General features: G+C 68.2%; 24 protein-coding genes. 15 read left to right on the top strand and 9 right to left on the bottom strand.

Translation table 11 applies throughout. The features are described 5' to 3' along the window. Positions 1-8: 8 nt before the first annotated feature. From J7E45_RS16955 to J7E45_RS16935, 5 genes are read left to right on the top strand one after another with little or no spacing between them, the layout of a single operon-like run. Complete coding sequence (locus J7E45_RS16955; protein WP_215070889.1) at positions 9-1,427, top strand: MFS transporter; 1,419 nt, start codon at positions 9-11, stop codon at positions 1,425-1,427. Further along, entirely contained in the window at positions 1,424-2,209 is a 786-nt protein-coding gene (locus tag J7E45_RS16950) for an SDR family NAD(P)-dependent oxidoreductase (RefSeq protein WP_167634488.1), read from the top strand. The genes J7E45_RS16955 and J7E45_RS16950 overlap by 4 nt, the downstream gene beginning before the upstream one ends. Then, complete coding sequence (locus tag J7E45_RS16945) at positions 2,209-2,940, top strand: fumarylacetoacetate hydrolase family protein (RefSeq protein ID WP_167634487.1); 732 nt, start codon at positions 2,209-2,211, stop codon at positions 2,938-2,940. Before J7E45_RS16950 ends, J7E45_RS16945 begins: the two co-directional genes overlap by 1 nt. A gap of 16 nt (positions 2,941-2,956) precedes the next feature. Continuing rightward, positions 2,957-3,994, top strand: a complete 1,038-nt coding sequence (locus J7E45_RS16940; RefSeq protein ID WP_215070887.1) for an alcohol dehydrogenase catalytic domain-containing protein — start codon at positions 2,957-2,959, stop codon at positions 3,992-3,994. After that, positions 3,991-4,488 (top strand): gluconokinase, encoded by a 498-nt coding sequence (locus J7E45_RS16935; protein ID WP_215070884.1) that lies wholly within the window; start codon positions 3,991-3,993, stop codon positions 4,486-4,488. The genes J7E45_RS16940 and J7E45_RS16935 overlap by 4 nt, the downstream gene beginning before the upstream one ends. A gap of 7 nt (positions 4,489-4,495) precedes the next feature. Here the strand turns inward: J7E45_RS16935 and J7E45_RS18135 are convergent, their stop codons facing one another. Beyond that, entirely contained in the window at positions 4,496-4,621 is a 126-nt protein-coding gene (locus tag J7E45_RS18135; protein WP_258134167.1) for a hypothetical protein, read from the bottom strand. A 224-nt stretch (positions 4,622-4,845) separates the two neighbouring features. On the opposite strand from J7E45_RS18135, the gene J7E45_RS16930 reads away from it, so the two are divergent. Next, positions 4,846-5,457: a 50S ribosomal protein L25/general stress protein Ctc gene (locus J7E45_RS16930; RefSeq protein WP_091030853.1), complete on the top strand. Its 612-nt coding sequence runs from the start codon at positions 4,846-4,848 to the stop codon at positions 5,455-5,457. Positions 5,458-5,556: 99 nt separating this feature from the next. Next, a complete protein-coding gene (gene pth / locus J7E45_RS16925; RefSeq protein ID WP_167634485.1) occupies positions 5,557-6,138 on the top strand; it encodes an aminoacyl-tRNA hydrolase in 582 nt (193 codons plus the stop codon). Positions 6,139-6,174: 36 nt separating this feature from the next. Here the strand turns inward: pth and J7E45_RS16920 are convergent, their stop codons facing one another. Together J7E45_RS16920 and trpS are read right to left on the bottom strand one after the other, a co-directional pair. Beyond that, positions 6,175-6,786, bottom strand: a complete 612-nt coding sequence (locus tag J7E45_RS16920; protein ID WP_251054538.1) for a hypothetical protein — start codon at positions 6,784-6,786, stop codon at positions 6,175-6,177. A 13-nt stretch (positions 6,787-6,799) separates the two neighbouring features. Next, positions 6,800-7,804, bottom strand: a complete 1,005-nt coding sequence (gene trpS / locus J7E45_RS16915) for a tryptophan--tRNA ligase (protein WP_167634484.1) — start codon at positions 7,802-7,804, stop codon at positions 6,800-6,802. Between the two features lie 45 nt (positions 7,805-7,849). On the opposite strand from trpS, the gene J7E45_RS16910 reads away from it, so the two are divergent. Genes J7E45_RS16910 through J7E45_RS16900 form a run of 3 tightly spaced genes read left to right on the top strand, consistent with a single transcriptional unit; the run spans position 7,850 to position 9,833 of the window. Beyond that, positions 7,850-8,494 carry an SRPBCC family protein gene (locus J7E45_RS16910; RefSeq protein WP_215070878.1) on the top strand — a complete coding sequence of 215 codons (645 nt, stop codon included), beginning with the start codon at positions 7,850-7,852 and terminating at the stop codon, positions 8,492-8,494. After that, positions 8,491-9,174 (top strand): DUF4166 domain-containing protein, encoded by a 684-nt coding sequence (locus J7E45_RS16905; RefSeq protein ID WP_215070874.1) that lies wholly within the window; start codon positions 8,491-8,493, stop codon positions 9,172-9,174. Before J7E45_RS16910 ends, J7E45_RS16905 begins: the two co-directional genes overlap by 4 nt. Beyond that, positions 9,171-9,833, top strand: coding sequence for a DUF4166 domain-containing protein (locus J7E45_RS16900; protein ID WP_215070871.1), 663 nt, complete (start codon positions 9,171-9,173; stop codon positions 9,831-9,833). Before J7E45_RS16905 ends, J7E45_RS16900 begins: the two co-directional genes overlap by 4 nt. Here J7E45_RS16900 and J7E45_RS16895 read toward each other — a convergent pair. The 6 genes from J7E45_RS16895 to sdhC form a co-directional block, all read right to left on the bottom strand. Next, positions 9,821-10,660 (bottom strand): exodeoxyribonuclease III, encoded by an 840-nt coding sequence (locus J7E45_RS16895; RefSeq protein WP_215070868.1) that lies wholly within the window; start codon positions 10,658-10,660, stop codon positions 9,821-9,823. The two genes, J7E45_RS16900 and J7E45_RS16895, sit on opposite strands and share 13 nt — an antisense overlap. A gap of 10 nt (positions 10,661-10,670) precedes the next feature. Beyond that, positions 10,671-11,879, bottom strand: coding sequence for a YihY/virulence factor BrkB family protein (locus tag J7E45_RS16890; protein WP_215070865.1), 1,209 nt, complete (start codon positions 11,877-11,879; stop codon positions 10,671-10,673). A gap of 126 nt (positions 11,880-12,005) precedes the next feature. After that, on the bottom strand, positions 12,006-12,773 hold the full coding sequence (locus tag J7E45_RS16885; RefSeq protein WP_091030828.1) for a succinate dehydrogenase iron-sulfur subunit: 768 nt from the start codon (positions 12,771-12,773) through the stop codon (positions 12,006-12,008). A gap of 2 nt (positions 12,774-12,775) precedes the next feature. After that, entirely contained in the window at positions 12,776-14,602 is a 1,827-nt protein-coding gene (gene sdhA / locus J7E45_RS16880) for a succinate dehydrogenase flavoprotein subunit (protein WP_215070862.1), read from the bottom strand. A gap of 18 nt (positions 14,603-14,620) precedes the next feature. Next, positions 14,621-15,067, bottom strand: a complete 447-nt coding sequence (locus J7E45_RS16875; RefSeq protein WP_167635373.1) for a succinate dehydrogenase hydrophobic membrane anchor subunit — start codon at positions 15,065-15,067, stop codon at positions 14,621-14,623. Then, positions 15,067-15,501 carry a succinate dehydrogenase, cytochrome b556 subunit gene (gene sdhC, locus J7E45_RS16870; protein ID WP_105710884.1) on the bottom strand — a complete coding sequence of 145 codons (435 nt, stop codon included), beginning with the start codon at positions 15,499-15,501 and terminating at the stop codon, positions 15,067-15,069. Before sdhC ends, J7E45_RS16875 begins: the two co-directional genes overlap by 1 nt. A gap of 179 nt (positions 15,502-15,680) precedes the next feature. Here sdhC and J7E45_RS16865 point away from each other — a divergent pair, with 179 nt between their 5' ends. The 5 genes from J7E45_RS16865 (at position 15,681) to J7E45_RS16845 (ending at position 22,303) form a co-directional block, all read left to right on the top strand. Further along, positions 15,681-16,796: a mannose-1-phosphate guanylyltransferase gene (locus tag J7E45_RS16865; RefSeq protein ID WP_091030817.1), complete on the top strand. Its 1,116-nt coding sequence runs from the start codon at positions 15,681-15,683 to the stop codon at positions 16,794-16,796. A gap of 160 nt (positions 16,797-16,956) precedes the next feature. After that, positions 16,957-18,069: a BMP family protein gene (locus J7E45_RS16860; RefSeq protein ID WP_091030813.1), complete on the top strand. Its 1,113-nt coding sequence runs from the start codon at positions 16,957-16,959 to the stop codon at positions 18,067-18,069. A gap of 120 nt (positions 18,070-18,189) precedes the next feature. Next, positions 18,190-19,704 carry an ABC transporter ATP-binding protein gene (locus tag J7E45_RS16855; RefSeq protein WP_215070859.1) on the top strand — a complete coding sequence of 505 codons (1,515 nt, stop codon included), beginning with the start codon at positions 18,190-18,192 and terminating at the stop codon, positions 19,702-19,704. Then, positions 19,701-21,020, top strand: a complete 1,320-nt coding sequence (locus tag J7E45_RS16850; protein WP_091030805.1) for an ABC transporter permease — start codon at positions 19,701-19,703, stop codon at positions 21,018-21,020. The genes J7E45_RS16855 and J7E45_RS16850 overlap by 4 nt, the downstream gene beginning before the upstream one ends. After that, the gene (locus J7E45_RS16845) at positions 21,020-22,303 is read left to right on the top strand and encodes an ABC transporter permease (protein WP_374225482.1); all 1,284 of its coding nucleotides are present in this window, start codon (positions 21,020-21,022) and stop codon (positions 22,301-22,303) included. Before J7E45_RS16850 ends, J7E45_RS16845 begins: the two co-directional genes overlap by 1 nt. Positions 22,304-22,315 lie beyond the last annotated feature (12 nt).

Below are 22,315 nucleotides of genomic sequence, written 5' to 3'. Positions count from 1 at the left end.
CGAAGGAGATGGCAGTGACCGACCCCCGCACCTCAGCACGAGCAGTGTCCGATGACCCGGAGTACGCGGCCAATCTGCGCCGCGCGACGCTGGCCTCCAGCATCGGCAGCGCGCTCGAGTACTTCGACTTCGCGCTCTACGGGCTCTCGACGGCGTTGATCTTCAACGTCCTGTTCTTCCCGCAGGACGACCCCGCCATGGCCACGGTCGCCGCGTTCGCGACCTTCGGCGTCGGCTTCCTGGCACGTCCGTTCGGCGGTCTGTTCTTCGGCGTCCTGGGCGACAAGCTCGGACGCAAGTGGGTCCTGGTCGCCACGATCGTCCTGATGGGCGGGGCATCGACCGCGATCGGTCTTCTGCCCACCTACGAGGCGATCGGGCTCTGGGCCCCGGTCCTGCTGGTGCTGATGCGCCTCCTCCAGGGCTTCGGGGCGGGGGCGGAGCAGGCCGGTGCCACGGTGCTGATGGCCGAGTACGCGCCGGTCAAGCGCCGCGGGTTCTTCTCCGCACTGCCGTTCGTCGGCATCCAGGCGGGCACCCTGCTCGCCGCGGTCGTCTTCGGGTTGATCACCCTGCTTCCCGAGGACCAGCTGCTGAGCTGGGGATGGCGCGTGCCGTTCCTCGCCTCGTTCGCCCTGATCCTGCTCGCCCTGTTCATCCGGATGCGGCTGCGCGAGACGCCGACCTTCATCGAGCTCGAGAAGCACGAGCAGGTCGCCGATCGCCCCATCAAGGAGATCTTCACGCACGGACTCCCCGGCGTCATCGTCGGCATCGGTCTGCGGATGGCCGAGAACGGCGGCTCCTACATGTTCCAGACCCTCGGTCTCGCGTTCTTCGTCACCGTGGTCGGCGACAGCGCAGACAAGAGCCTGCTCACGTGGGGTGTCACCCTCGGGTCGCTGATCGGCGTCTTCTCGGTGCCGTTCACCGGACACCTCTCCGACCGCTTCGGGCGCCGCACGGTGTACCGCTTCGGTGCCGTCTTCATGCTCGTCTACACGTTCCCCGCGTGGTGGCTGCTGTCGCTCGGCAACTACGCCGTGGCCATCGGCGTGATCGCGATCGGCATCGGCGTCGCCGTGAACAGCATGCTCGGACCGCAGTGCGCCATGCTCCCCGAACTCTTCGGAAACCGTCACCGCTACCTGGGCGTCGCGATGGCCCGCGAGATCTCGGCCGTGCTCGCCGGCGGCCTCGCCGGTGTTCTCGGTGCCTACCTGATCGCAGTCAGCGACGGGAACTGGGTGCTCCTGGCGATCTACATGGCCGTGCTCGCCATCATCACCACCGCCTCGACCTTCCTCGCTCCCGAGACGCTGCGTCGCGACCTGACCCGCGTCGACGACGCGATCAAGGTCTCCCGCGAAGAGGGTGGCGACGACGTCTTCGCCACGACGGTCTCGATCAAGGCCGTCGGACGGTGAGCGCCCTGCCTGCGGGCCTCGCCCTCTTCGACCTCGGCGGGCGCACGGCGCTCGTGACCGGATCGAGCCAGGGCATCGGCCGGACCCTCGCGGAAGGACTCGCCGGAGCGGGTGCGACGGTGGTCGTGCACGGACGCGATGCCGCGAAGGCCGCGGCGGTCGCGGCCGAGATCGCACAGGGCACGGGCGCCGCGGTCCACAGCGTCGTCTTCGACGTGACCGATTCCGCGGCGGTGGATGCGGGGATGCGCGAGGTCGAGCAGCTCATCGGCACGCCCGACATCCTCGTGAACAACGCCGGTGTGCAGCGGCGGGCGCCGATCGCGGAGTTCGCGGACGAGGACTGGGATGCGCTCGTGCAGACCAACCTCTCCAGCGTGTTCCACCTGTCGCGCCGCGTCGCCGCCGGGATGATCGCCCGCGGCTCGGGAAAGATCATCCAGATCGGCAGCGTGCAGTCTCAGCTCGCCCGTCCGTCGATCGCCGCGTACTCGGCGACGAAGGGTGCGATCGTGATGTTCACGAAGGGGCTCTGCGCCGACCTCGCCCCGCACGGCATCCAGGCCAACGCCATCGCTCCCGGCTACTTCGCGACCGCTCTCACGCAGCCGCTCGTCGATGACGAGGAGTTCTCGGCGTGGGTCCGCGGGCGCACCCCGGCAGGGCGCTGGGGAGACACCCGCGATCTCGTCGGCGCCCTGCTCTTCCTCGCCGGCGGGGCGAGCGACTTCGTCAACGGCCAGACGCTCTTCGTCGACGGCGGCATGACGGCGGTCGTCTGATGCGGCTCGGTCGAGTCGCGTCCGCCGCAGGCCCCCGCTGGGTGCGCGAGACGGCCGACGGGCTCATTCCGATCTCCGACCCGTTCCTCGCGTTCGCCGAGGGGCGTGCCCCGGACGACGAGGGTGACGCCGTCGACGGAACCGTCGTCGCGCCGGTCGACCCTCTCGTCATCGTCGGCATCGCCCAGAACGGTCCCGGTCACGACTCGCCGGTGCAGGCGTGGCTCAAGAGCCCGCGGACTGTGATCGGAAGCGGAGCGGAGGTCACCCTGCGGCGCGATGCGGGCGCCCCGGTGGCGGAGGGCGAGATCGCCGTCGTGATCGGCCGGGCGACCCACGGCTTGACGGCGCAGAACGCTCACGAGTACGTGCTCGGCGTCACCGCGGTGAACGATCTCTCCAGCCCCGATCGCGCGATCAGCGATCCCCGCAACTTCGAGTCGAAGTCGGGGGAGGGCTATACGCCGCTCGGTCCGTGGATCGACACCGCAGCGGGAATCGACGACGTCGAGCTCGACGTGGAGGTCGACGGGCTCCTCGTCGCCCGGACCGGGAGCCGGCAGCTGCCCATGCCGATCCGCGAGTGCCTCGCGTACGTCGCGGCCTGGTCCGTTCTGGGCCCCGGGGATGTCGTGATGACCGGTGCCCCGCACTCGCAGGCACCGGTGCATCCCGGCCAGCGCGTGACGATCCGGGTGGCCGGAATCGAGCTGGTCACGGCGTTCGCCTGACCGAGGAGGAGACCTGGTGGACAATCTCGCCGTGGTGGCCCACGCCGCCGACGATCTGCGCATCGAAGACATCGGCGCCCCAGCGCCCCGCGCCGACGAGGCCGTCATCGACGTCGCCTACGGGGGCATCTGCGGCTCCGACCTGCACTACTTCCGGCACGGCGCAGCCGGGGCGTCCGTGCTCCGCGAGCCGATGATCCTGGGGCATGAGGTCGCCGGCGTCGTGGCCGTCGCCGCGGCAGACGGGTCGGGCCCCGTCGTCGGGACGGCTGTGGCCGTGCACCCCCTCACCGCGCACGGCGATGGACGCACACCCTGGCCGCCGGATCAGCCGAACCTCGCGCCGGCCTCGACGTACCTCGGGTCGGCGATGCACCTGCCGCACACGCAGGGAGCATTCGCGCGCCGGGTCGCGATGCCCGCGCGCATGCTGCATCCCCTGCCCGCCGGACTCGATCTGAGAACCGCCGCGCTGGCCGAGCCCGCGGCCGTGGCCTGGCACGCATTGCAGCGAGCCGGCGAGGTGCGCGGGCATCGTGTCGTCGTCATCGGCGCGGGACCGATCGGTCAGCTGGTCGCCGCGGTCGCTCAGCGCGGCGGGGCGGCCTCCGTGACCGTCACCGACCTGCAGCAGCGTCCGCGCGAGATCGCGGAGGCGCGCGGCATCCGGGCGATCGATGCGAGGGCCGAGGCGGAGATCGCGGAGCTGCACGCTGACATCGTGGTCGAATCCAGCGGCACGGTGCCCGGTCTCTCGGCCGCGGTCTCGGCGGCGACCCGTGGCGGCACCGTCGTGCTGCTCGGCCTGCAGCGCGGGGGAGATGTCCCGGCCCCTCTGGCGACGGCCATCACCCGTGAACTGACGCTCCGCGGCTCGTTCCGCTTCGGCGCCGAGTTCGACGACGTCATCGCCGCCCTCGCCGACGGCAGCCTCGACGTGCGCGGTATCATCAGCGAGGTGCTGCCGGTGGAGGATGCTCACGAAGCCTTCGCGCTGGCAGCCGATCCTGCGAGCTCCTGCAAGGTGCTCATCGACTTCGGCCTGGAGATATGACTGTGCGCATCGTCGTGATGGGTCCCAGCGGCTGCGGCAAGTCCACTGTCGGCAGTGCACTCGCGGAGAGCATGGGGGCGCGCTTCATCGACGGCGATGACCTGCATCCGCTGACCAACGTCGAGAAGATGGCCGCCGGCATCCCGCTCGACGATGCGGACCGGATGCCTTGGCTTCGCACCGTCGGAGCGACGCTCCACGGCGAGGAGCGGATCGTCATCGCCTGCTCCGCGCTGCGTCGGCGTTATCGGGACGCGATCCGCGAAGAGGCGCCGGACACGTTCTTCGTGGAGCTCGTGGTCGATCGCGCGACATTGGAGGCACGGCTGACGCAGCGTGCCGAGCACTTCATGCCCGCATCGCTGCTGGATTCGCAGCTGGAGACCCTGGAATCCCTGCAGGACGGCGAAAGCGGGATCCGGGTATCGGCGTCACTCGCTCTGGACGAGGAGATCCGCCTCATCCGCGAAGCGGCGCAGGCGTCGGCGGTCTGAGCCGCGTTCAGTCCTTGCGGTAGCTGGAACGGCCCATGGCGAACAGTGCGATGAAGGACGTGACGGCCGCGCACACGGTCATGGCGCCGATCAGCCAGAGGATTGCGTGCGAGAGGAAGGCGCCGTCGAGCATGGGGGTTCTCCGTGTTCTGCAGAAAAGGACCGGGTGTCCTCAGCCTATCGGGTCATCCGGTACCATTGAGGCTGTACCTCGGCGAGGGATGCTTCTGCGCGTGCGCGTTCATCCGTTATCGACGCGGCGAAGCAAGCCCGGTGGCTTTCCTCCTGCGTCAGCGAGTTCGACAATTCCAAGACCACCGCGCGGCGCCTTCGCTGCGTGCCCCGAAGGAGAACCCCATGTCTGAAGACACCAAGGTCCAGGCCGAGCTCCGCGAGAGCTTCGGCAAGGGCTTCGCCCGCCGCCTCCGCGCCGCCGGCAAGATCCCCGCCGTCATCTACGGCCACGGCACCGAGCCGGTGCACGTCGCGCTGCCGGGCCACCAGGTCTCGCTCATCATCCGCCGCGCCAACGCGCTGCTCGAGCTCGACATCGAGGGCAAGGGCCAGCTCGCCCTCGTCAAGGACGTCCAGCGCGACCCGGTGCACCAGATCATCGAGCACATCGACCTGCTCGTCGTGAAGAAGGGCGAGAAGGTCGCCATCGACGTGCCGATCGTCGTCACCGGCGAGTCGGCTTCCGGCACCATCGTGAACCTCGACGCGACCACGCTGTCGATCGAGGCCGAGGCCACGCACATCCCGCAGAACATCGAGGTCTCGGTCGAGGGCCTGGAAGAGGGCGCGCACATCACCGGCGCCGACGTGAAGCTCCCCAAGGGCTCCACGCTGCTCTCCGACCCCGAGGTGCTCGTCGTCGCGATCTCCGTCCCGGCCGCACCCACTGAGGATGACGCCGAGGGCGAGTCCGCAGAGGGCACCGAGGCAGCCGAAGAGGCCGCCGCGGAGTGATCTCCGACTGATTCATCACAGAGGGGACGCGATCCGATCGCGTCCCCTCTGTCGTATCCTGACCGAGGCTCTGCGCACCGGCAGTGAGAGGACGACGACATGGCATCGACCTGGCTCGTGGTGGGACTCGGCAACCCCGGCCCGCGATATGAGACCACCCGCCACAACATCGGTCAGATGGTGGTCGATGAACTGGCCTCGCGACGCGGCGAGGCGTTCCGCGAGCACAAGGGCGGAGCGCGCGTCGTCGAGACGTGGCTGCGTCCTGGCGCGGACAAGCTCGTGCTGGCCAAGCCGAACACCTTCATGAACGTCTCGGGCACTCCGGTCGCGGCACTGGTGCGCTTCTACTCGGTGCCCGCGGAGCAGGTCATCGTCGTGCACGACGAACTCGACATCCCCTTCGATACGGTCAAGCTCAAGATCGGCGGGGGACACGGCGGACACAACGGCGTGCGCGACATCGCTCGGGCTCTCGGGACGGCAGAGTTCCCGCGTGTGCGCGTGGGAATCGGCCGTCCGGTCGGCCGCCAGGATCCGGCTGACTGGGTGCTCTCACCCTTCGGCAAAGAGGAACGGCCGAACCTGCCGATCCTCGTCGACGATGCCGCCGACGCGGTCGAGCTCCTCGTCGGCGAAGGACTTCTCGCGGCGCAGCAGAAGCACCACGCACCGCGCTGACGCCGCGGTGGTGCTCCCGCTGCTCCGGGAGCGCCGTCAGGACGTGTAGGTCGCGAAGCCGGTGGCGCTGCCGGCCGCGAGAGCGCCGACGAGCACGATGAAGAAGATGACCGCGCCGAGCACGGCGACGACGATGGCGGCGATTCCGGTGCCACGGCCCCTGCGCTTCGCGATGGCGATGATGCCGAGCACGATCGCAGTGATCCCGAGGATCGTGCCGATCCAGAAGGACAGCTCGGCCCAGAGGACCTGGTCGCGCGCGGGGGAGAGCACGCTGAGGTCTTCGGCGGTCGACGTCGTGACACCCTGCGGGAGGACGCGTCCGATCTCGAAGGCCGCGATGCCGGCGATGATCGGAGCGACGACCGCCGCGAGGAGTGAAAGCACCAGCGCGATCGTCCCGAACAGGCCGGAGGGGCGGACCGTGGTGTCGGGGGCCGTGTAGGTGCCCGCCGGGGAGGCGTAGCCGCCGACCGGGACCTGGTACGCGCCCGGAGGGGCTGCCGGGTACGCGGCAGCCGGAGCGTTCGGGGTCGTCGCGTACGGCGGTGCGACGGGCGGTGCCGGCGGTGCGACGGGTGGTGCCGGCGGCGCGAAGGGCTCGGCGCCGGAGGGGGGAGGCAGCTGTGGATCAGTCACGTCCCCCATCCTAGGGCGCGGCTCAGACGCGTCGGAGGAGGCCCACGCGGTCGTACACGTTCGAGAGGGTCGCATCGGCGACGGCGTCCGCGCGTCCGGCGTTCTCCGCCAGGATGCGGTCGAGTTCGGCAGGATCGTCGAGCAGTTCGAGCGCACGCGCGCGCACGGGCTCGAACTCGTTCACGACCACCTCGGCGAGGCCCTTCTTGAAGTCGCCGTAGCCGCGACCTGCGTACTCGTCCTCGATCGCGGCAACCTGGCGACCGCTGAGGGCCGCGTAGATCGTGAGCAGGTTCGAGACGCCGGGCTTGTTCTCCCGGTCGAAGCGCACGGAGCCCTCGTTGTCGGTCACGGCTCGCATGACCTTCTTCGCAGACTTCGCCGGGTCGTCGAGCATCCACAGGACTCCCGCGTCGCTCTCCGCCGACTTCGACATCTTGGCGGTCGGGTTCTGCAGATCGTAGATGCGCGCGGTCTCCTTCTGGATGACCGGCAACGGCACGGTGAAGGTCTCACCGAAGCGGGAGTTGAAGCGCTCGGCGAGATCGCGGGTGAGCTCGACGTGCTGCTTCTGGTCGTCGCCCACGGGTACCACGTCCGTCTGGTACAGCAGGATGTCGGCGGCCATGAGGACCGGGTACGTGAACAGGCCGACGCTGGTGGCATCAGCTCCGTAGCGCGACGATTTGTCCTTGAACTGCGTCATGCGGCCGGCCTCGCCGAAACCGGTGATCGTGCTGAGGATCCAGGCGAGTTCGGCGTGCGCGCGCACGTGGGACTGCACGTACAGGGTCGACAGCGACGGCTCGATGCCCGCGGCGATGTACTGCGCGGCGGTGCGACGCGTCTTCTCGCGGAGCTCGGCCGGGTCCTGTGCGACGGTGAGCGCGTGCAGGTCGACGACCGAGAAGTAGGCATCGTAAGAGCTCTGCAGATCCCGCCACTGGAGCAGCGCGCCGATGTAGTTGCCGATCTGGAGGGAGTCGGCGGAGGGCTGCATTCCGGAGTAAAGGCGAGGTTTCGTCACACCCCCAATCCTATGGGGTGCGTGCGCGGCCCATACGATGGGCGGATGACGCCCGAATCCCCTCGCCGCCGCCGACGAGGGGACGCAGCCCTCTACGTCGAGGTCTTCATCCGCGCGCCACTGGAGGATGTCTGGCGACTGACGCAGGATCCCGCCTCGCACGTGCGGTGGGATGCGCGATTCACGGACATCGTTCCGCAGCGCACGCGATCCGACGGCGCGCGGGAGTTCCGATACGAGCTCGATCTCGGGGTGCACACGATCCGCGGCACCGGCGTCTCTCTCGCCACCCGCGAGGGGCCCGTGGGCGAGCGGACCTCGGCTCTGCTGTTCGATACGGAGGATGCACTGTCGCCGCTGGGCGCCGGTCGCGGGTACTGGCGATACATCCCGACGCCGGAGGGCGTGCGATTCCTGACCGGCTACGACTACGCGCCGGGATGGGGTTGGCTCGGGCGTCTGTTCGACCCGCTCGTCATCCGCCCGTTCGTGTGGTGGCTGACCGCCCGGAGTTTCGACCGCCTGCGGATGTGGGCGGAGGAGGGCACCTCCCCTGAGCAGGCCAGCGGATGGCGGTCGCTGCGTCGCGGATATCGGCCACGAGCGCGGAACTGTCGTTCACAGCCTCCCCGCCGCACCGGGAGAACGATCATGGAAGACGCACCGAGATCGCTCGAGGAGATCGCATGACGGCGGGCACCGGAATCTTCGAACGCGCGCTCGGAGACGATTTCGCCCGCCTCCACCCGCAGCTGCAGCGTCGCTTCGGGGTCGGTGTCGAGGCGGGATACGGCTGCATCGGACGAGGCACGATGACGGAGGTGCGTCGCGGCCCCTGGTGGACGCTGCCCTTCCTCCTGGTCGGGACCTTCCGCAACATCCTCTTCCCGGAGCGCGGACGCGATGTCCCCTTCCGAATAGACAACCATGCGTATCTCGACGATTTCGGCCGGGAGACGGTGACGTTCGTTCGGACGATGCAGGTGCGCCCCGGTCGTCGCCGACGCTTCGACGCCACGATGATCTACAGCGACGCTCGCCGTCGAGTGGTCGACTATCTGGGCACGCATCAGCACCTGGCCGTCGATCTGGATCTCACTGTCACCGACGACGGCGCTCTGCAGCTGACCTCCGGCGAGCAGCGGTTCTACGAGGGGCCTCTCGCCTTTCGATTCCCGATGCTGTTCAGCGGGCGCGCGCTACTGCGGGAGCGATACGACGACGAGCAGCAGCGGTACCTGATCGATCTCGAGATCCATAACGACGTCCTCGGATTCCTGTTCGGCTACCGCGGCGCATTCACGTGCGAGTTCGTCGACGGGCCGGCGCCGGCGACCGTGAAGCCCTACCGTGAGGAGCTTCGCGAATGACGGCCAGAGGCGCCGTGTTCCTCGCCGCACTCGGCGACGACGCGGAGCGGCTGCACCCGGAGATCCTCGCGCAGATGCGGGTGGAGGCCGAGAGCGACAGCGCGGCGGGTGTGTTCACGGTCGCCGGCAGTCGGTTCAGGCGGCTGACCGCTCTGGGGTACCCGGTGGTGGGCCCCGGACTGCTCGTCACGCGTTTCGCCCGCGACGTCCCGTTCCGGATCGACACCGTGGCCGGCCGGTCGGGATCGGGTCGGACGACCCTCGCCGCCCGACGCGAGTTCCGCTTTCCCGGGAAGGTACAGCACATCTCCGATCGCCTCACGGTGACCGGCCGTCCCGGGATCCTCCACAATGCGCTGGGGGTGCGCGGGCGCGTGGAGATGCTCGAAGAGTGTTCCGTCACGCCGGAGGGGGCACTGCGGATGCGCTCCCGCGCGGTCGCCCTGCGCGTCGGCAGACGTCGGATCGTGCTGCGAGGCATCCTGCGCCTCGATGTCGACCTCGTCGACGGCTGGGACGAGGCAGAGCACCGTCGCACCATCGCGATGCGTGCCACCAGCCCGGTGCTGGGGACGGTCCTCGAGTACCGCGGCTGGTACCGTCACGGAGATTCGCCTGCGGTACCCGAGGATGCCCTCGGATCGGGTCAGTACGAGTAGTCGACGACGACCGGGGCGTGATCGCTCCAGCGCAGATCGTAGGCCGCCGCACGGGCCACGTGGTAGGTCGTGACGCGCTCGGCGAGTGCCGGCGTCGCGAGGTGATAGTCGATGCGCCACCCCGAGTCGTTGTCGAACGCCTGACCGCGCATGGACCACCACGTGTACGGTCCGTCGATCTCGCCGTGGAACCGGCGGCCGACGTCGACCCAGCCGAGGCCCGTGCCGATCGTGCCGTCGACCGCGGTGACCTCGGCCCCCGACTCACCGAGGAAGCGGTCGAAATACGCCCGCTCGCGGGGCAGGAAGCCGGCCTTCTTGCGGTTGCCGCGCCAGTTCTTGATGTCGAGCTCTCGGTGCCCGACGTTGAGGTCTCCCGTGACGAGCGCGAGTGCGCCGTCGGCCCCGAGCTCGCCGAGCCGCGTGCCGAACGCGTCGAGGAACTTCCACTTCTCGTCCTGCTTCGGGGTGTCGGCCTCGCCGGAGTGCACGTACGCGCTCACGACGGTCAGCGGAAGGTCGCCGAGCAGGTAGTCCGCCTCGATCCAGCGGCCCTTCGAGTCGAAGTCCGCGGCACCGAACTCGGTGCGCGACGCGAGGGCGGGCGTGCGGCTCGCGATGGCGACGCCCGCGCGGCCCTTGGCGGTGGCCTCGTCATGCACGAACGACCAGCCGGGCAGCGCGGCTTCGAGGTGTTCGTCCTGTCCGCGGACCTCTTGGAGCGTGAGGATGTCGACGCCGGCCTCATCGAGCCAGCTGCTCATCCCGTTGCGAGCCGCCGCTCGGATCCCGTTGACATTGACCGTGGCGATACGCAGATGGGGCATGCGAACAAGCCTAACGAGCGTCGCCGACATCCCGGGACGGCCGGTGCAGGTCGGCGATGAGGCGCTGCGCGAAGGGGGTGGGCGAGTCCACGGGCGGGGGAGGGGAGGCCTCGAGAGCCGCGAGCTCGTTCTCCGCAGCTCGCACCGCCCGTCCGGCGGTCCATGCCTGGAACCACGGGGCGGCGTCGCGGGCGGCACGGGCCTCTCGCACACGGATCTGCGCCGCGGTGAGCAGCGTCTCGTACTCGATCAGGCGGCGCTCCGCCTCGGTCTGCTCCAGCAGGGGCTGGTCCCGGTCATTCGCGGCGACCGCGATCCAGGACGACGCCACCAGCATCACGACGCCGTTGATGCGGAACCAGAGGAGGAGTCCGATGAAGATGGCGAAGGTCGCGAGCAGCGGATTCGACGGGGTGTAGCTCAGCAGGAAGCCGGCTCCGTACTGGAGCACGGTCATCGCGCCGCCGCCGAGAAGGGCGCCGGGCCAGATGGTCCGCCACTGCAGGGACGTTCCCGTGAGGAAGCGGACCATGGCGGCCAGCGCCGCCGACATGATGACGAACGACACGATGACGGTCGCGATGCGGATGCCGAGGTTCAGCCCGTCCGAGCCGGAATCCCAGCCCAGCAGACTGACGAGCCAGCTCAACACGGCCGCGCTGGCGGAGCTGAGGAGAGAGCCGACGATCAGCGAGACGCCGAAGATCAGCGCCGCCAGCAGGTCGCGGGCCTTCAGGATGACGTAGCTGCGCCGGTCCGGAGGAAGGCCGAAGATGTCCCTCGTCGCTCGCCGCGAGAACGTCACCCAGCCGATGGCCGTCCAGATGACGGTTCCGAGGGCGATCAAGCCCGTGATGCCCAGGACGTTGGTCGTGCTCGCGGCGACGTCCTGCACCTGCTTCGGCGTGAAGACGCCGCCCTCGGGGAGGATCAGGTTGGGGATGTAGCTGTTGATCATGTCGATCAGACCGTTGACGGCTTCCTCGCTGCCACCGAGCCAGAGCCCGGCGATGGCGAAGGCGAGGTAGATCGCCGCGAAGATCGCGAAGAGCGCCTGATAGCTCACACCCGCAGCGAGCAGGAATCCGTTGTGCTGCAGGAAGTGTCGCCAGACACGCACGGGGAAGAGCGCGAGGGTCCGCTGCGTGAGTGCGGTCGCGCGCTCGACGGCCGCATCGAGGCGACCGGGCTCGGCCGCGGAGCCATCGGGTTCAGACACGTCCCCACCCTATCCAAGCGCCGCGCGATGCGAGAGCAGCCGGGACGTGAGAACAGGCGGAGACGCGAGAACAGGCGGCCCCCGAAGGGAACCGCCTGTTCTCGGATGATGGCCTGATGCGGCGCGTCAGGGACGCCCGCGAAGGACCGCCTGCTTGACCTCGGCGATGGCCTTGGTGACCTCGATGCCGCGGGGGCAGGCCTCTGAGCAGTTGAAGGTCGTGCGGCAGCGCCACACGCCTTCCTTGTCGTTGAGGATGTCCAGACGCACGGCCGCGTTGTCGTCGCGGGAGTCGAAGATGAAGCGGTGCGCGTTCACGATCGCGGCGGGGCCGAAGTACTGACCGTCGGTCCAGAACACGGGGCAGGACGAGGTGCACGCGGCGCACAGGATGCACTTGGTGGTGTCGTCGAAGATCTCGCGGTCGGCGATGGTCTGGACGCGCTCCTTGCCCTTCTCCGGGACGGAGCTGGCGACGAGGAACGGCTGCACCTCGCGGTATGAGGCGAAGAACGGCTCCATGTCGACGACGAGGTCCTTCTCCAGCGGCAGACCCTTGATGGCCTCCACGTAGATGGGCTTCGAGATGTCGAGGTCCTTGATCAGGGTCTTGCAGGCCAGGCGGTTGCGGCCGTTGATGCGCATGGCGTCGGAGCCGCAGATGCCGTGCGCGCAGGAGCGGCGGAAGGTCAGCGAGCCGTCGACCTCCCACTTGATCTTGTGCAGCGCGTCGAGGACGCGGTCGGTGGAGTAGAGCTCCACGTCGTAGTCGACCCAGTGCGGCTCCGCGTCGACCTCGGGGTCGAATCGGCGGATGTTGAACGTCACGATGAAGGACTGGATGCCGGTCTCTTCGGTCGTGTCCGCGGGTGCTTCGGCGATGGCGTTCGACATTCTCAGTACTTCCTCTCCATCGGCGGGTAGTTCAACTCGCCCTGATCGTTCTTCGTGAAGACGACGGGCTTCCAGTCGAGCTTGATGTGGTCGCTCGGAGTCGACGAGTGCGGGTCACCGGTGAGGTAGGCCATGGTGTGCTTCATGTACTTCTCGTCGTCGCGCGTCGGGAAGTCGTCGCGCATGTGACCGCCGCGGCTCTCCTCGCGGTTCTGCGCGGCGTAGACCACGACCTCGGCGATGTCGAGCAGGAAGCCCAGCTCGACGGCCTCGAGCAGGTCGGTGTTGAACCGCTTGCCCTTGTCATCGACGTGCACGTTCTTGTAGCGCTCACGCAGCTCGGCGATCACGCCCAGCACATGCTGCAGCGAGTCGTGCGTGCGGAACACCTGCGCGCCCTTGTCCATCTCGTCCTGCAGCGTCTTGCGCAGCACGGCGATGCGCTCGGTGCCCTGGTTGTTGCGCAGGTCCTCGAGCATCCCGGAGACGAAGGCCGCGGGGTTCTCGGGCAGCGGCACGAACTCGGCCGTCTTGACGTACTCCACGGCGTTGCGGCCGCTGCGCTTGCCGAACACGTTGATGTCGAGCAGCGAGTTGGTGCCGAGACGGTTGGCGCCGTGCACCGAGACGCAGGCGCACTCGCCGGCGGCGTACAGGCCGGGGACGACCGTGTCATTGTCGGCCAGGACCTCGCCGTTGTTGTTGGTCGGGATGCCGCCCATGGCGTAGTGCGCGGTCGGCATCACCGGGACCGGCTCGACGACCGGGTCGACGCCCAGGTACGTGCGGGCGAACTCCGTGATGTCGGGCAGCTTGGTCTCGAGGACCTCGGCGCCCAGGTGCGTGCAGTCCAGCAGCACGTAGTCCTTGTGCGGGCCGGCGCCGCGGCCTTCTGCGACCTCCTGCACCATGCAGCGGGCGACGATGTCACGCGGAGCGAGGTCCTTGATCGTCGGGGCGTAGCGCTCCATGAATCGCTCGCCCGAGGCGTTGCGCAGGATCGCGCCCTCACCTCGTGCGCCCTCGGTGAGGAGGATGCCGAGGCCGGCGAGTCCGGTCGGATGGAACTGGAAGAACTCCAGGTCTTCGAGGGGGAGGCCCTTGCGCCAGACGATGCCGACGCCGTCGCCCGTGAGGGTGTGCGCGTTCGAGGTCGTCTTGAAGATCTTGCCGAAACCGCCGGTCGCGAAGATCACGGCCTTGGCCTGGAACACGTGCAGCTCGCCGGTCGAGAGATCGTACGCGACGACGCCCGAGACCTGGGTCTTGCCGTCGGCATCCTTCACCGTCAGCAGGTCGAGCACGTAGAACTCGTTGAAGAAGTTGATGCCGAGCTTGACGCAGTTCTGGAACAGCGTCTGCAGGATCATGTGGCCGGTGCGGTCGGCGGCGTAGCAGGCGCGGCGGACCGGGGTCTTGCCGTGCTCTGCCGTGTGCCCGCCGAAACGGCGCTGGTCGATCTTGCCCTCGGGCGTGCGGTTGAAGGGGAGGCCCATGTTCTCGAGGTCGATGACCGCCTCGATGGCCTCCTTCGCGAGGATCTCCGCCGCGTCCTGGTCGACGAGGTAGTCGCCGCCCTTGACGGTGTCGAAGGTGTGCCACTCCCAGGAGTCCTCTTCGACGTTCGCGAGGGCTGCCGCCATGCCGCCCTGCGCTGCACCGGTGTGCGAGCGCGTGGGGTAAAGCTTGGAGATCACGGCGGTCTTCGCGCCGGGGCCGGCCTCGATGGCCGCCCGCATGCCGGCGCCACCGGCGCCAACGATCACGATGTCGAACTGGTGGTAATGCACGCCGTCACGGACGACGGAATCCTGCGTCTCGGTAGTCACTTCTTCTTAGCCTTCTTCTCAGTTCCCGACCAGTGCGGCGCATTCGCTCCACAGGACGCTGTCCTCGGTCGCACCCAGGCACGGGTCGAACGTGAAGACGACGAGCGTGCCCAGGATGATGAGCAGGCCGGCGGCGAGCCCGAGGGCCCAGGTGAGGGCCTTCCGGGCGGTGGTGTTCGTGACGTAGTCGTTCACGATCGTGCGCATGCCGTTGGCGCCGTGGATCAGTGCGAGCCACAGCATCAGCACGTCCCACCACTGCCAGAACGGCGTGGCGAACTTGCCGGCGATGAATGCGAAGTCGAGGGCGTGGATGCCCTCGCCGACCATGAGGTTGACGAAGAGGTGGCCGAAGATCAGCACGACGAGCACGATGCCCGAGGCGCGCATGAAGACCCAGCCCCACTTCTCGAGGTTGACTCCGCGCCGGCGGCGAGCCGGGGCTGCGATGGTCTGCGCGGTCATCAGTGTCCCCCTCCGAATCCGGCGAACGCGAGCATCAGGTGGCGGGGCACGAAGCCGGCCATGATGATGCCCCAGACCAGCAGCACGCCCCAGAAGAGCTGACGCTGGTACTTGGCGCCCTTCGACCAGAAGTCGACGGCGATGATGCGCAGCCCGTTCATCGCGTGGAACACGATGCCGGCCACGAGCACGACCTCGCCGAACGCCATGATGGGGTTCTTGTACGTGCCGATCACGGCGTTGTACGCCTCCGGCGAGACCCTGATGAGTGCCGTGTCGAGCACGTGCACCAACAGGAAGAAGAAGATGGCGACTCCGGTGATGCGGTGAAGCACCCACGACCACATGCCTTCGCGACCCCGATAAAGGGTGCCGCGGGGGGTCTTGGACGTGGTTTCCGAAATCGACGGTGTCAAGCGAGCGCTCGTGGACACGGTCGTCCTCCCTGATCGATGTGCGTCGGTCGCATGCGCTGCTCTCGTTCAAGTGTGAGCCTGTCGAAGTCAGGCACGCCCGATCGCTGTCCATCCTATTCCTGTCAGAAGACTGGGAGCGACGAAGGGGAGCCTAAGTATCTCGATGTCGAGAGGTCTCGTCGGGCTACCCTGGCAGGGTGAGCGCACCCATCAAGGATTTCTACGCAGTGATTCCCGCCGGCGGCATCGGCAGCCGGCTCTGGCCGCTCTCCCGTGCGGACGCGCCCAAGTTCCTGCACGACCTCACGGGTTCCGGGCATTCGCTGCTCCGTGACACCTGGGACCGTCTGGAGCCGCTCAGCGGATCCGACCGGATCGCCGTGGTCACCGGGCGCGCGCACCGTGCCGCGGTCGAGGCCGAGCTGCCGGGCATCGCCGACCTCAACGTCTTCCTGGAGTCGGAGCCGCGGGAGTCAGCCGCCGCGATCGGCCTCGCCGCCGCGATCCTGCACCGGCGCGAGCCCGACGTGATCATCGGCTCGTTCAGCGCGGACCATGTGATCCGCAGCACGCGCGTGTTCGAGTTCGCGGTGCGCGACGCCGTCGAGGTCGCCCGCGAGGGATACATCTGCACCATCGGCATCTCGCCCACCGAGCCCGCGATCGGGTTCGGTTACATCAAGAAGGGTCCGGAGCTGGTCGTCGACGGCGCGCGTGAGGCCGCGCTCGTGGAGAGCTTCGTAGAGAAGCCCGACCTGGAGACGGCGAAGGAGTACCTCGCCGATCGCGACTATCTGTGGAACGCCGGCATGTTCATCGCGAAGGCGAGCGTGCTGCTGGAGGAACTCGCCGCGAACGAGCCCGAGCTGCACGCCGGGCTCCTCGAACTCGCCGAGGCCTGGGACGACCGCGAGCTGCGCGGACCTGCGGTCGACCGCATCTGGCCGCGCCTGAAGAAGATCGCCATCGACTACGCGGTGGCCGAGCCGGCCGCCCGCCGCGGACGGCTCGCCGTCGTCCCCGGTCACTTCGACTGGGACGACGTGGGCGACTTCGCCTCGCTGACCAAGCTCATCAACAACGGGCGCAAGAACGACCTCGCCGTCCTCGGGCCGAACGCCCGGGTGCTGACCGACGGCGCGAGCGGAATCCTCGTCAGCCAGACGTCTCGGGTGATCAGCCTGGTGGGCGTCCAGGACATCGTCGTCGTCGACACCCCCGATGCTCTGCTGGTCACCACGGTCGAGCACGCGCAGCGGGTGAAGGGCGTCGTCGAGTCCCTCAAGCTCACCGGCCGGGGAGACGTGCTCTGACGCCTGCGCCGATGAGCAGGCGTTCACGCTCATCGGGTGGCTTGATTTCAGCTTTGTAACCTTTGGCCAGCGCATCCGCTGCGCACGTGCGCAAAAGGCGAAACAGTAGGTAACTTTGATCGATCCGCGATGGCCGCGGTTTCGTTGAGGGAGGCATCAGTTGACCATCTCCACCACCAAGAAGCTGCTCGGCGCGACGGTCGCCGCGGGCGTCATCTTCGCGCTCGCCGGCTGCGGTCAGGCACCGACCGACAAGCCCGCAGGCTCCGAGAAGCCGGTCGACTCCGACTTCCTTCCCTGCCTCATCTCCGACGCGGGCGGTTGGAACGACAAGTCGTTCAACCAGTCGGCCAAGGAGGGCATGGACAGCGCGGCTGAAGAACTCAGCATCAAGCCGCTCGAGTTCGAGTCCGCGAACGACAACGACTATGCCCCGAACCTCGAGACCGCCGTCTCTGAAGGCTGCTCGCTCATCGTCGCGGTCGGCTTCAAGCTCTCGGCAGCCACGGTCGAGTCCGCGCTCGCGAACCCCGAGATCGACTACGCGATCATCGACGACTACGCCGACAACGACTTCGATGGCACCACCGATGCTCCGAACATCAAGCCCCTCGTCTTCGACACCGCGCAGGCGGCCTACCTCGGCGGCTACGCCGCGGCAGCCTGGTCCGCGCAGAGCGGCGTGAACAAGGTCGGCACCTTCGGCGGCATGCAGATCCCGTCGGTCGCCGTGTTCATGGACGGCTACCAGCTCGGCGTCGACAAGTACAACGAGGACAAGTCGGCTGCGGTCGAGGTCTTCGGTTGGGACGCCGCGACGCAGAAGGGCTCGTTCACGGGCGGCTTCGACGCGAACGACACCGCCAAGCAGACCGCGCAGGGCGTGCTCGACCAGGGCGTCGACGTGATCCTCCCGGTCGGCGGTCCCGTCTACCAGAGCGCTGCTGCGGCGATCACCGACAGTGGCAAGGACACGCTGATGCTCGGCGTCGACAGCGACCTGGCCGTGGCTGACCCGAACGTGGCCGGCATGACGCTGGTCTCGATCATGAAGGCGATCGACGTCGCCGTGCATGACGCCACCGTCGCCGCCGCCGCCGGTGAGTTCGACGCAGCGCCGTACGTGGGCACGCTCGAGAACGAGGGCGTCAAGCTCTCCGGCTTCGGCGACTTCGAGGGCGACCTCCCCGAGGGCCTGGTCGACGAGCTGGCCGAGCTGCAGAAGCAGATCATCGCCGGTGACATCACGGTGGAGTCTGAGAACTCCCCGTAAGTCGTAACCGGTCCAGCACGGGGCGAGTGGTGAGCAGTCTGCCACTCGCCCCGTGCCGTGGACGGACGATGATTCTCCTGGATGACTGTTCTGGATAACTCTTCTGGATAAGGTGCAGATATGAAGCTCGAACTTCGCGGCATCACCAAGCGATTCGGTAGCCTCGTGGCCAACGACCACATCGATCTGGTGGTCGAGCCGGGGGAGATCCACGCGCTCCTCGGCGAGAACGGCGCGGGCAAGTCCACACTCATGAACGTCCTCTACGGTCTCTATCAGGCCGATGAAGGTGAGATCCTCCTCGATGACGAGGTGCAGCGCTTCCGCGGTCCTGGCGACGCGATGGCTGCGGGGATCGGCATGGTCCACCAGCACTTCATGCTCGTCCCGGTCTTCACCGTGGCCGAGAACGTGATGCTCGGTCACGAGCAGACCAAAGCGCTCGGAAGGCTCGACATCGCGAAGGCGCGAGAGCACGTGCGGTCGGTGGCTGCCCGGTTCGGATTCGACATCGATCCGGATGCGCTCGTGGGCGACCTGCCCGTCGGCGTGCAGCAGCGGGTCGAGATCATCAAGGCGCTGTCCCGCGACGCGAAGGTGCTCGTGTTCGACGAGCCGACGGCCGTCCTCACCCCGCAGGAGACCGACGAGCTGATGAACATCATGCGTCAGCTGCGCGATGAGGGCACGGCGATCGTGTTCATCACGCACAAGCTGCGCGAGGTGCGCGAGGTGGCCGACAAGATCACCATCGTCCGCCTCGGCAAGGTCGTCGGCGAGGCTTCCCCCACCGCGACGAACGCGGAGCTCGCCTCCCTCATGGTCGGTCGCGCGGTCGAACTGACCGTGCACAAGGACCCGCCCCGCCTGGGCGAGGGCGGTTTCGAAGTCAAGGGACTGCGCGTCCTGACGCCCACCGGCGCGATCGTCGTCGACGGTATCGACCTCGCCGTTCGACCGGGTGAGGTCCTCGCGATCGCCGGCGTGCAGGGCAACGGCCAGACCGAGCTGGTGGAGGCCATCGTCGGCCTCGCGGCCCGCGTCGAAGGCAGCATCGTGCTCGACGGGAAGGAACTCGTCGGAAAGAGCGTGCGCGCCATCCTCGACGCCGGTGTCGGCTTCGTCCCGGAAGACCGCACGGAGGACGGCCTGGTCGCCGGCTTCTCCGTCGCGGAGAACCTCATCCTCGACCGCTCGGACGACCCGGCATTCAGCCGTGCCGGCACGCTGCGCCGCGCAGCCCTCGACGAGTTCGCCCGTGCGCGCATCACCGAGTACGACATCCGCACGCAGGGGCCGGAGACGGCGGCGGGCACGCTGTCGGGCGGTAACCAGCAGAAGGTCGTCATCGCCCGGGAGATGAGCCGCGACCTGCGGCTCCTCGTCGCCGCGCAGCCGACACGTGGCGTGGACGTCGGCTCGATCGAGTTCATCCACAAGCGCATCATCGAGACGCGCGATGCGGGCATCCCCGTGATCGTCGTCTCCACGGAGCTCGACGAGGTCGCAGCTCTCGCCGATCGGATCGCGGTCATGTACCGCGGCACGATCGTCGGCATCGTCCCCGGCGACACGCCTCGGGAGACGCTCGGACTCATGATGGCCGGAGCGGCCGAAGGGGAGGTGGCCGCGTGAGCGGAGCGACGCCCGGCGCGGGCGATGTGACCAAGGGGATCCCGCCGCAGGAGCTCGCCACGAGCACAGGCACCGTCCCTCGAGACCCCTCCGACGTGCCCCCGCCCCCGCGCGGAAACCTCATCCTCAAGGAGATCCTCCGCGGCAACGCCGTCACGACGATCCTCGCGATCGTCCTGGCACTCGTCGTGGGCGGCATCCTCATCGCCTTCACGAACGAAGACGTGCAGGCGGCATCGGTCTACTTCTTCAACCAGCCGGGCGACACGTTCGTCGCCGCCTGGAACGCCGTGTACAACGGCTACGAGGCGCTGTTCCGTGGGGCGATCTTCAACGCCCGCGGCGCGGACTTCGCAGCCCAGATCCGTCCGCTGACGAACACCCTCGGCTTCGCGGCTCCGCTGATCGCGGCCGGCCTCGGTGTCGCTCTGGCGTTCCGCGTCGGGCTGTTCAACATCGGTGCCCGTGGCCAGATGCTCATCGGCGTCGCGGTTGCGGCGCTCCTGACGTTCTCCCTCGACCTGCCGATCTGGCTGCACATCCCGGTGACGCTGATCGCCGGTATCGCCGGCGGCGCGCTCTGGGGCGCGATCGCGGGGCTCATCAAAGCGCGCACCGGTGCGCACGAGGTGATCCTCACGATCATGCTCAACTACATCGCGTACTACCTGCTGCTGTGGATGATCCGCACGCCGGGCCTGCTGCAGAAGCCGGGCACCAACCAGGCACTCGGCTCGGCGACGCCGCAGAGCGCGCAGTTCCCGACCCTGCTCGGACCGCAGTTCCCGCTGCTCGATCTCGGTTTCGTGATCGTGATCGTCGCGACCCTGTTCGTCTGGTGGCTCATCGAGCGCTCGTCGCTCGGCATGCGGATGCGCGCCGTGGGGGAGAACCCCCATGCGGCACGCGCCGCCGGCATCAGCGTGCAGCGCATCTACGTCTACGCGATGCTGTTCGCCGGAGGCCTGGCAGGTCTCGCCGGCATGAACCAGATCCAGGGCGCCGTCACCACCGGCGTGACCGAGACGATCGACGCCGGCATCGGCTTCGACGCGATCACGGTCGCGCTCCTCGGTCGCAGCCGCGCCTGGGGCACGTTCGCCGCCGGCATCCTGTTCGGGGCGCTCAAGGCGGGCTCGTTCTCGATGCAGGCGCAGGATATCCCGGTCGACATCGTCCTCGTGGTGCAGTCTCTCGTGGTGCTGTTCATCGCGGCGCCGCCGCTGCTGCGGACGGTGTTCTTCCTTCCGAAGACCGATATCGAGAAGGCTGCCAGGCTGAGAGCCAAGGCCTCCAAGAAGGCGGTGGCGGCATGATGTCCCTCGTGCAGACCCAGGCCGCTGACGGCACGGTACAGCTGGCGACCGTGAAGGAGCGGCACCTCAAGGCGCCGATCGTCCTCGCAGGCGCCACCGTGCTCCTCGCGCTGTTGTTCCTGTTCGTGCCGCGTGACGGCATCAGCACCTTCCGGCTCTCCGATCAGTCGTCTGCGCTCGCGCTGCCCGACGTCGCACTGCCCACGGCCTCGACGTTCTGGGTCGTGCTCGGAATCCTCGTGGTCTTGACGGTCGGAGCGTTCCTCCGCGCGTGGACCTACCGCACGCCTTCGCTGTGGCTGGTCATCGCCTACAGCGTGCTGGCTGTCTTCGCGTTCCTCGTCTGGGCGTCCGCCGGCGGACTCGTGCCGGTCACGAGCCTGCTGTTCGGTGCGGTCTCGCTCTCGGTACCGCTGGTGTTCGGCGCCCTGGGCGGTGTCATCGGCGAGCGTGCCGGCGTCGTGAACGTCGCCATCGAGGGGCAGCTGCTTCTCGGGGCATTCTCGGCCGCGCTGCTCTCGAGCATCACCGGCAACCCGTTCGTGGGTCTGGTCGGCGCGATGATCGGCGGCGTCCTGGTCGCCAGCGTCCTCGCCGCGTTCGCGATCAAGTACCTCGTCGAGCAGGTGATCGTCGGTGTCGTGCTCAACGTCCTGGTCACCGGTCTCACCGGGTTCCTCTACGGGGCGCTGCTCGCACCGAACGAGTTGACGCTGAACACCCCGGTGCGGTTCCCGCGCGTGGAGATCCCCGTGCTCAGCGACATCCCCATCATCGGGCCGGTGCTCTTCAACCAGACGTTCATCGGGTATCTGATGTTCATCACCGTCGCCGTCGTGGCCTGGGGGCTGTATCGCACCCGGTGGGGTCTGCGGCTGCGTGCCGTGGGCGAACACCCGCAGGCTGCAGACACCGTCGGCATCAAGGTGAACCCGACCCGGTTCTGGAACGTGCTGCTCGCCGGCGCGATCGCCGGTATGGGTGGTGCGTACTTCACGCTCGTCTCGGTGCCGCAGTTCGGCAAGGACATGACGGCCGGGCTCGGCTTCATCGCCCTCGCCGCCGTGATCTTCGGTCGCTGGGACCCGATCCGCGCGACGCTCGCGGCGCTGCTGTTCGGCTTCGCCACCAACCTGCAGAACCTGCTGTCGATCCTGAAGACACCCATTCCGGGCGAGTTCATGCTGATGCTGCCCTACGTCGTGACGTTGCTCGCGGTCGCCGGGTTCGCCGGTCAGATCAAGGCGCCCGCCGCCGACGGCAAGCCCTACATAAAGTCCTAGCCCGGTCGGAAG

The sequence above is a fragment of the Microbacterium sp. ISL-59 genome (genome assembly GCF_018613945.1).
Taxonomy (GTDB): Bacteria; Actinomycetota; Actinomycetes; order Actinomycetales; family Microbacteriaceae; genus Microbacterium; species Microbacterium oxydans_B.
This window is presented reverse-complemented; position numbering and strand designations above follow the sequence as displayed.

What these genes read in the sequence shown, in the direction of transcription:
- J7E45_RS16955 (WP_215070889.1), top strand. Translation starts at nt 9, where the DNA reads ATGGCAGTGACCGACCCCCGCACCTCAGCACGAGCAGTGTCCGATGAC.
- J7E45_RS16945 (WP_167634487.1), top strand. Translation starts at nt 2,209, where the DNA reads ATGCGGCTCGGTCGAGTCGCGTCCGCCGCAGGCCCCCGCTGGGTGCGC.
- J7E45_RS16935 (WP_215070884.1), top strand. Translation starts at nt 3,991, where the DNA reads ATGACTGTGCGCATCGTCGTGATGGGTCCCAGCGGCTGCGGCAAGTCC.
- J7E45_RS18135 (WP_258134167.1), bottom strand. Translation starts at nt 4,621, where the DNA reads ATGCTCGACGGCGCCTTCCTCTCGCACGCAATCCTCTGGCTGATCGGC.
- J7E45_RS16930 (WP_091030853.1), top strand. Translation starts at nt 4,846, where the DNA reads ATGTCTGAAGACACCAAGGTCCAGGCCGAGCTCCGCGAGAGCTTCGGC.
- pth (WP_167634485.1), top strand. Translation starts at nt 5,557, where the DNA reads ATGGCATCGACCTGGCTCGTGGTGGGACTCGGCAACCCCGGCCCGCGA.
- J7E45_RS16920 (WP_251054538.1), bottom strand. Translation starts at nt 6,786, where the DNA reads ATGGGGGACGTGACTGATCCACAGCTGCCTCCCCCCTCCGGCGCCGAG.
- J7E45_RS16910 (WP_215070878.1), top strand. Translation starts at nt 7,850, where the DNA reads ATGACGCCCGAATCCCCTCGCCGCCGCCGACGAGGGGACGCAGCCCTC.
- J7E45_RS16905 (WP_215070874.1), top strand. Translation starts at nt 8,491, where the DNA reads ATGACGGCGGGCACCGGAATCTTCGAACGCGCGCTCGGAGACGATTTC.
- J7E45_RS16900 (WP_215070871.1), top strand. Translation starts at nt 9,171, where the DNA reads ATGACGGCCAGAGGCGCCGTGTTCCTCGCCGCACTCGGCGACGACGCG.
- J7E45_RS16895 (WP_215070868.1), bottom strand. Translation starts at nt 10,660, where the DNA reads ATGCCCCATCTGCGTATCGCCACGGTCAATGTCAACGGGATCCGAGCG.
- J7E45_RS16885 (WP_091030828.1), bottom strand. Translation starts at nt 12,773, where the DNA reads ATGTCGAACGCCATCGCCGAAGCACCCGCGGACACGACCGAAGAGACC.
- J7E45_RS16875 (WP_167635373.1), bottom strand. Translation starts at nt 15,067, where the DNA reads ATGACCGCGCAGACCATCGCAGCCCCGGCTCGCCGCCGGCGCGGAGTC.
- J7E45_RS16855 (WP_215070859.1), top strand. Translation starts at nt 18,190, where the DNA reads ATGAAGCTCGAACTTCGCGGCATCACCAAGCGATTCGGTAGCCTCGTG.
- J7E45_RS16845 (WP_374225482.1), top strand. Translation starts at nt 21,020, where the DNA reads ATGTCCCTCGTGCAGACCCAGGCCGCTGACGGCACGGTACAGCTGGCG.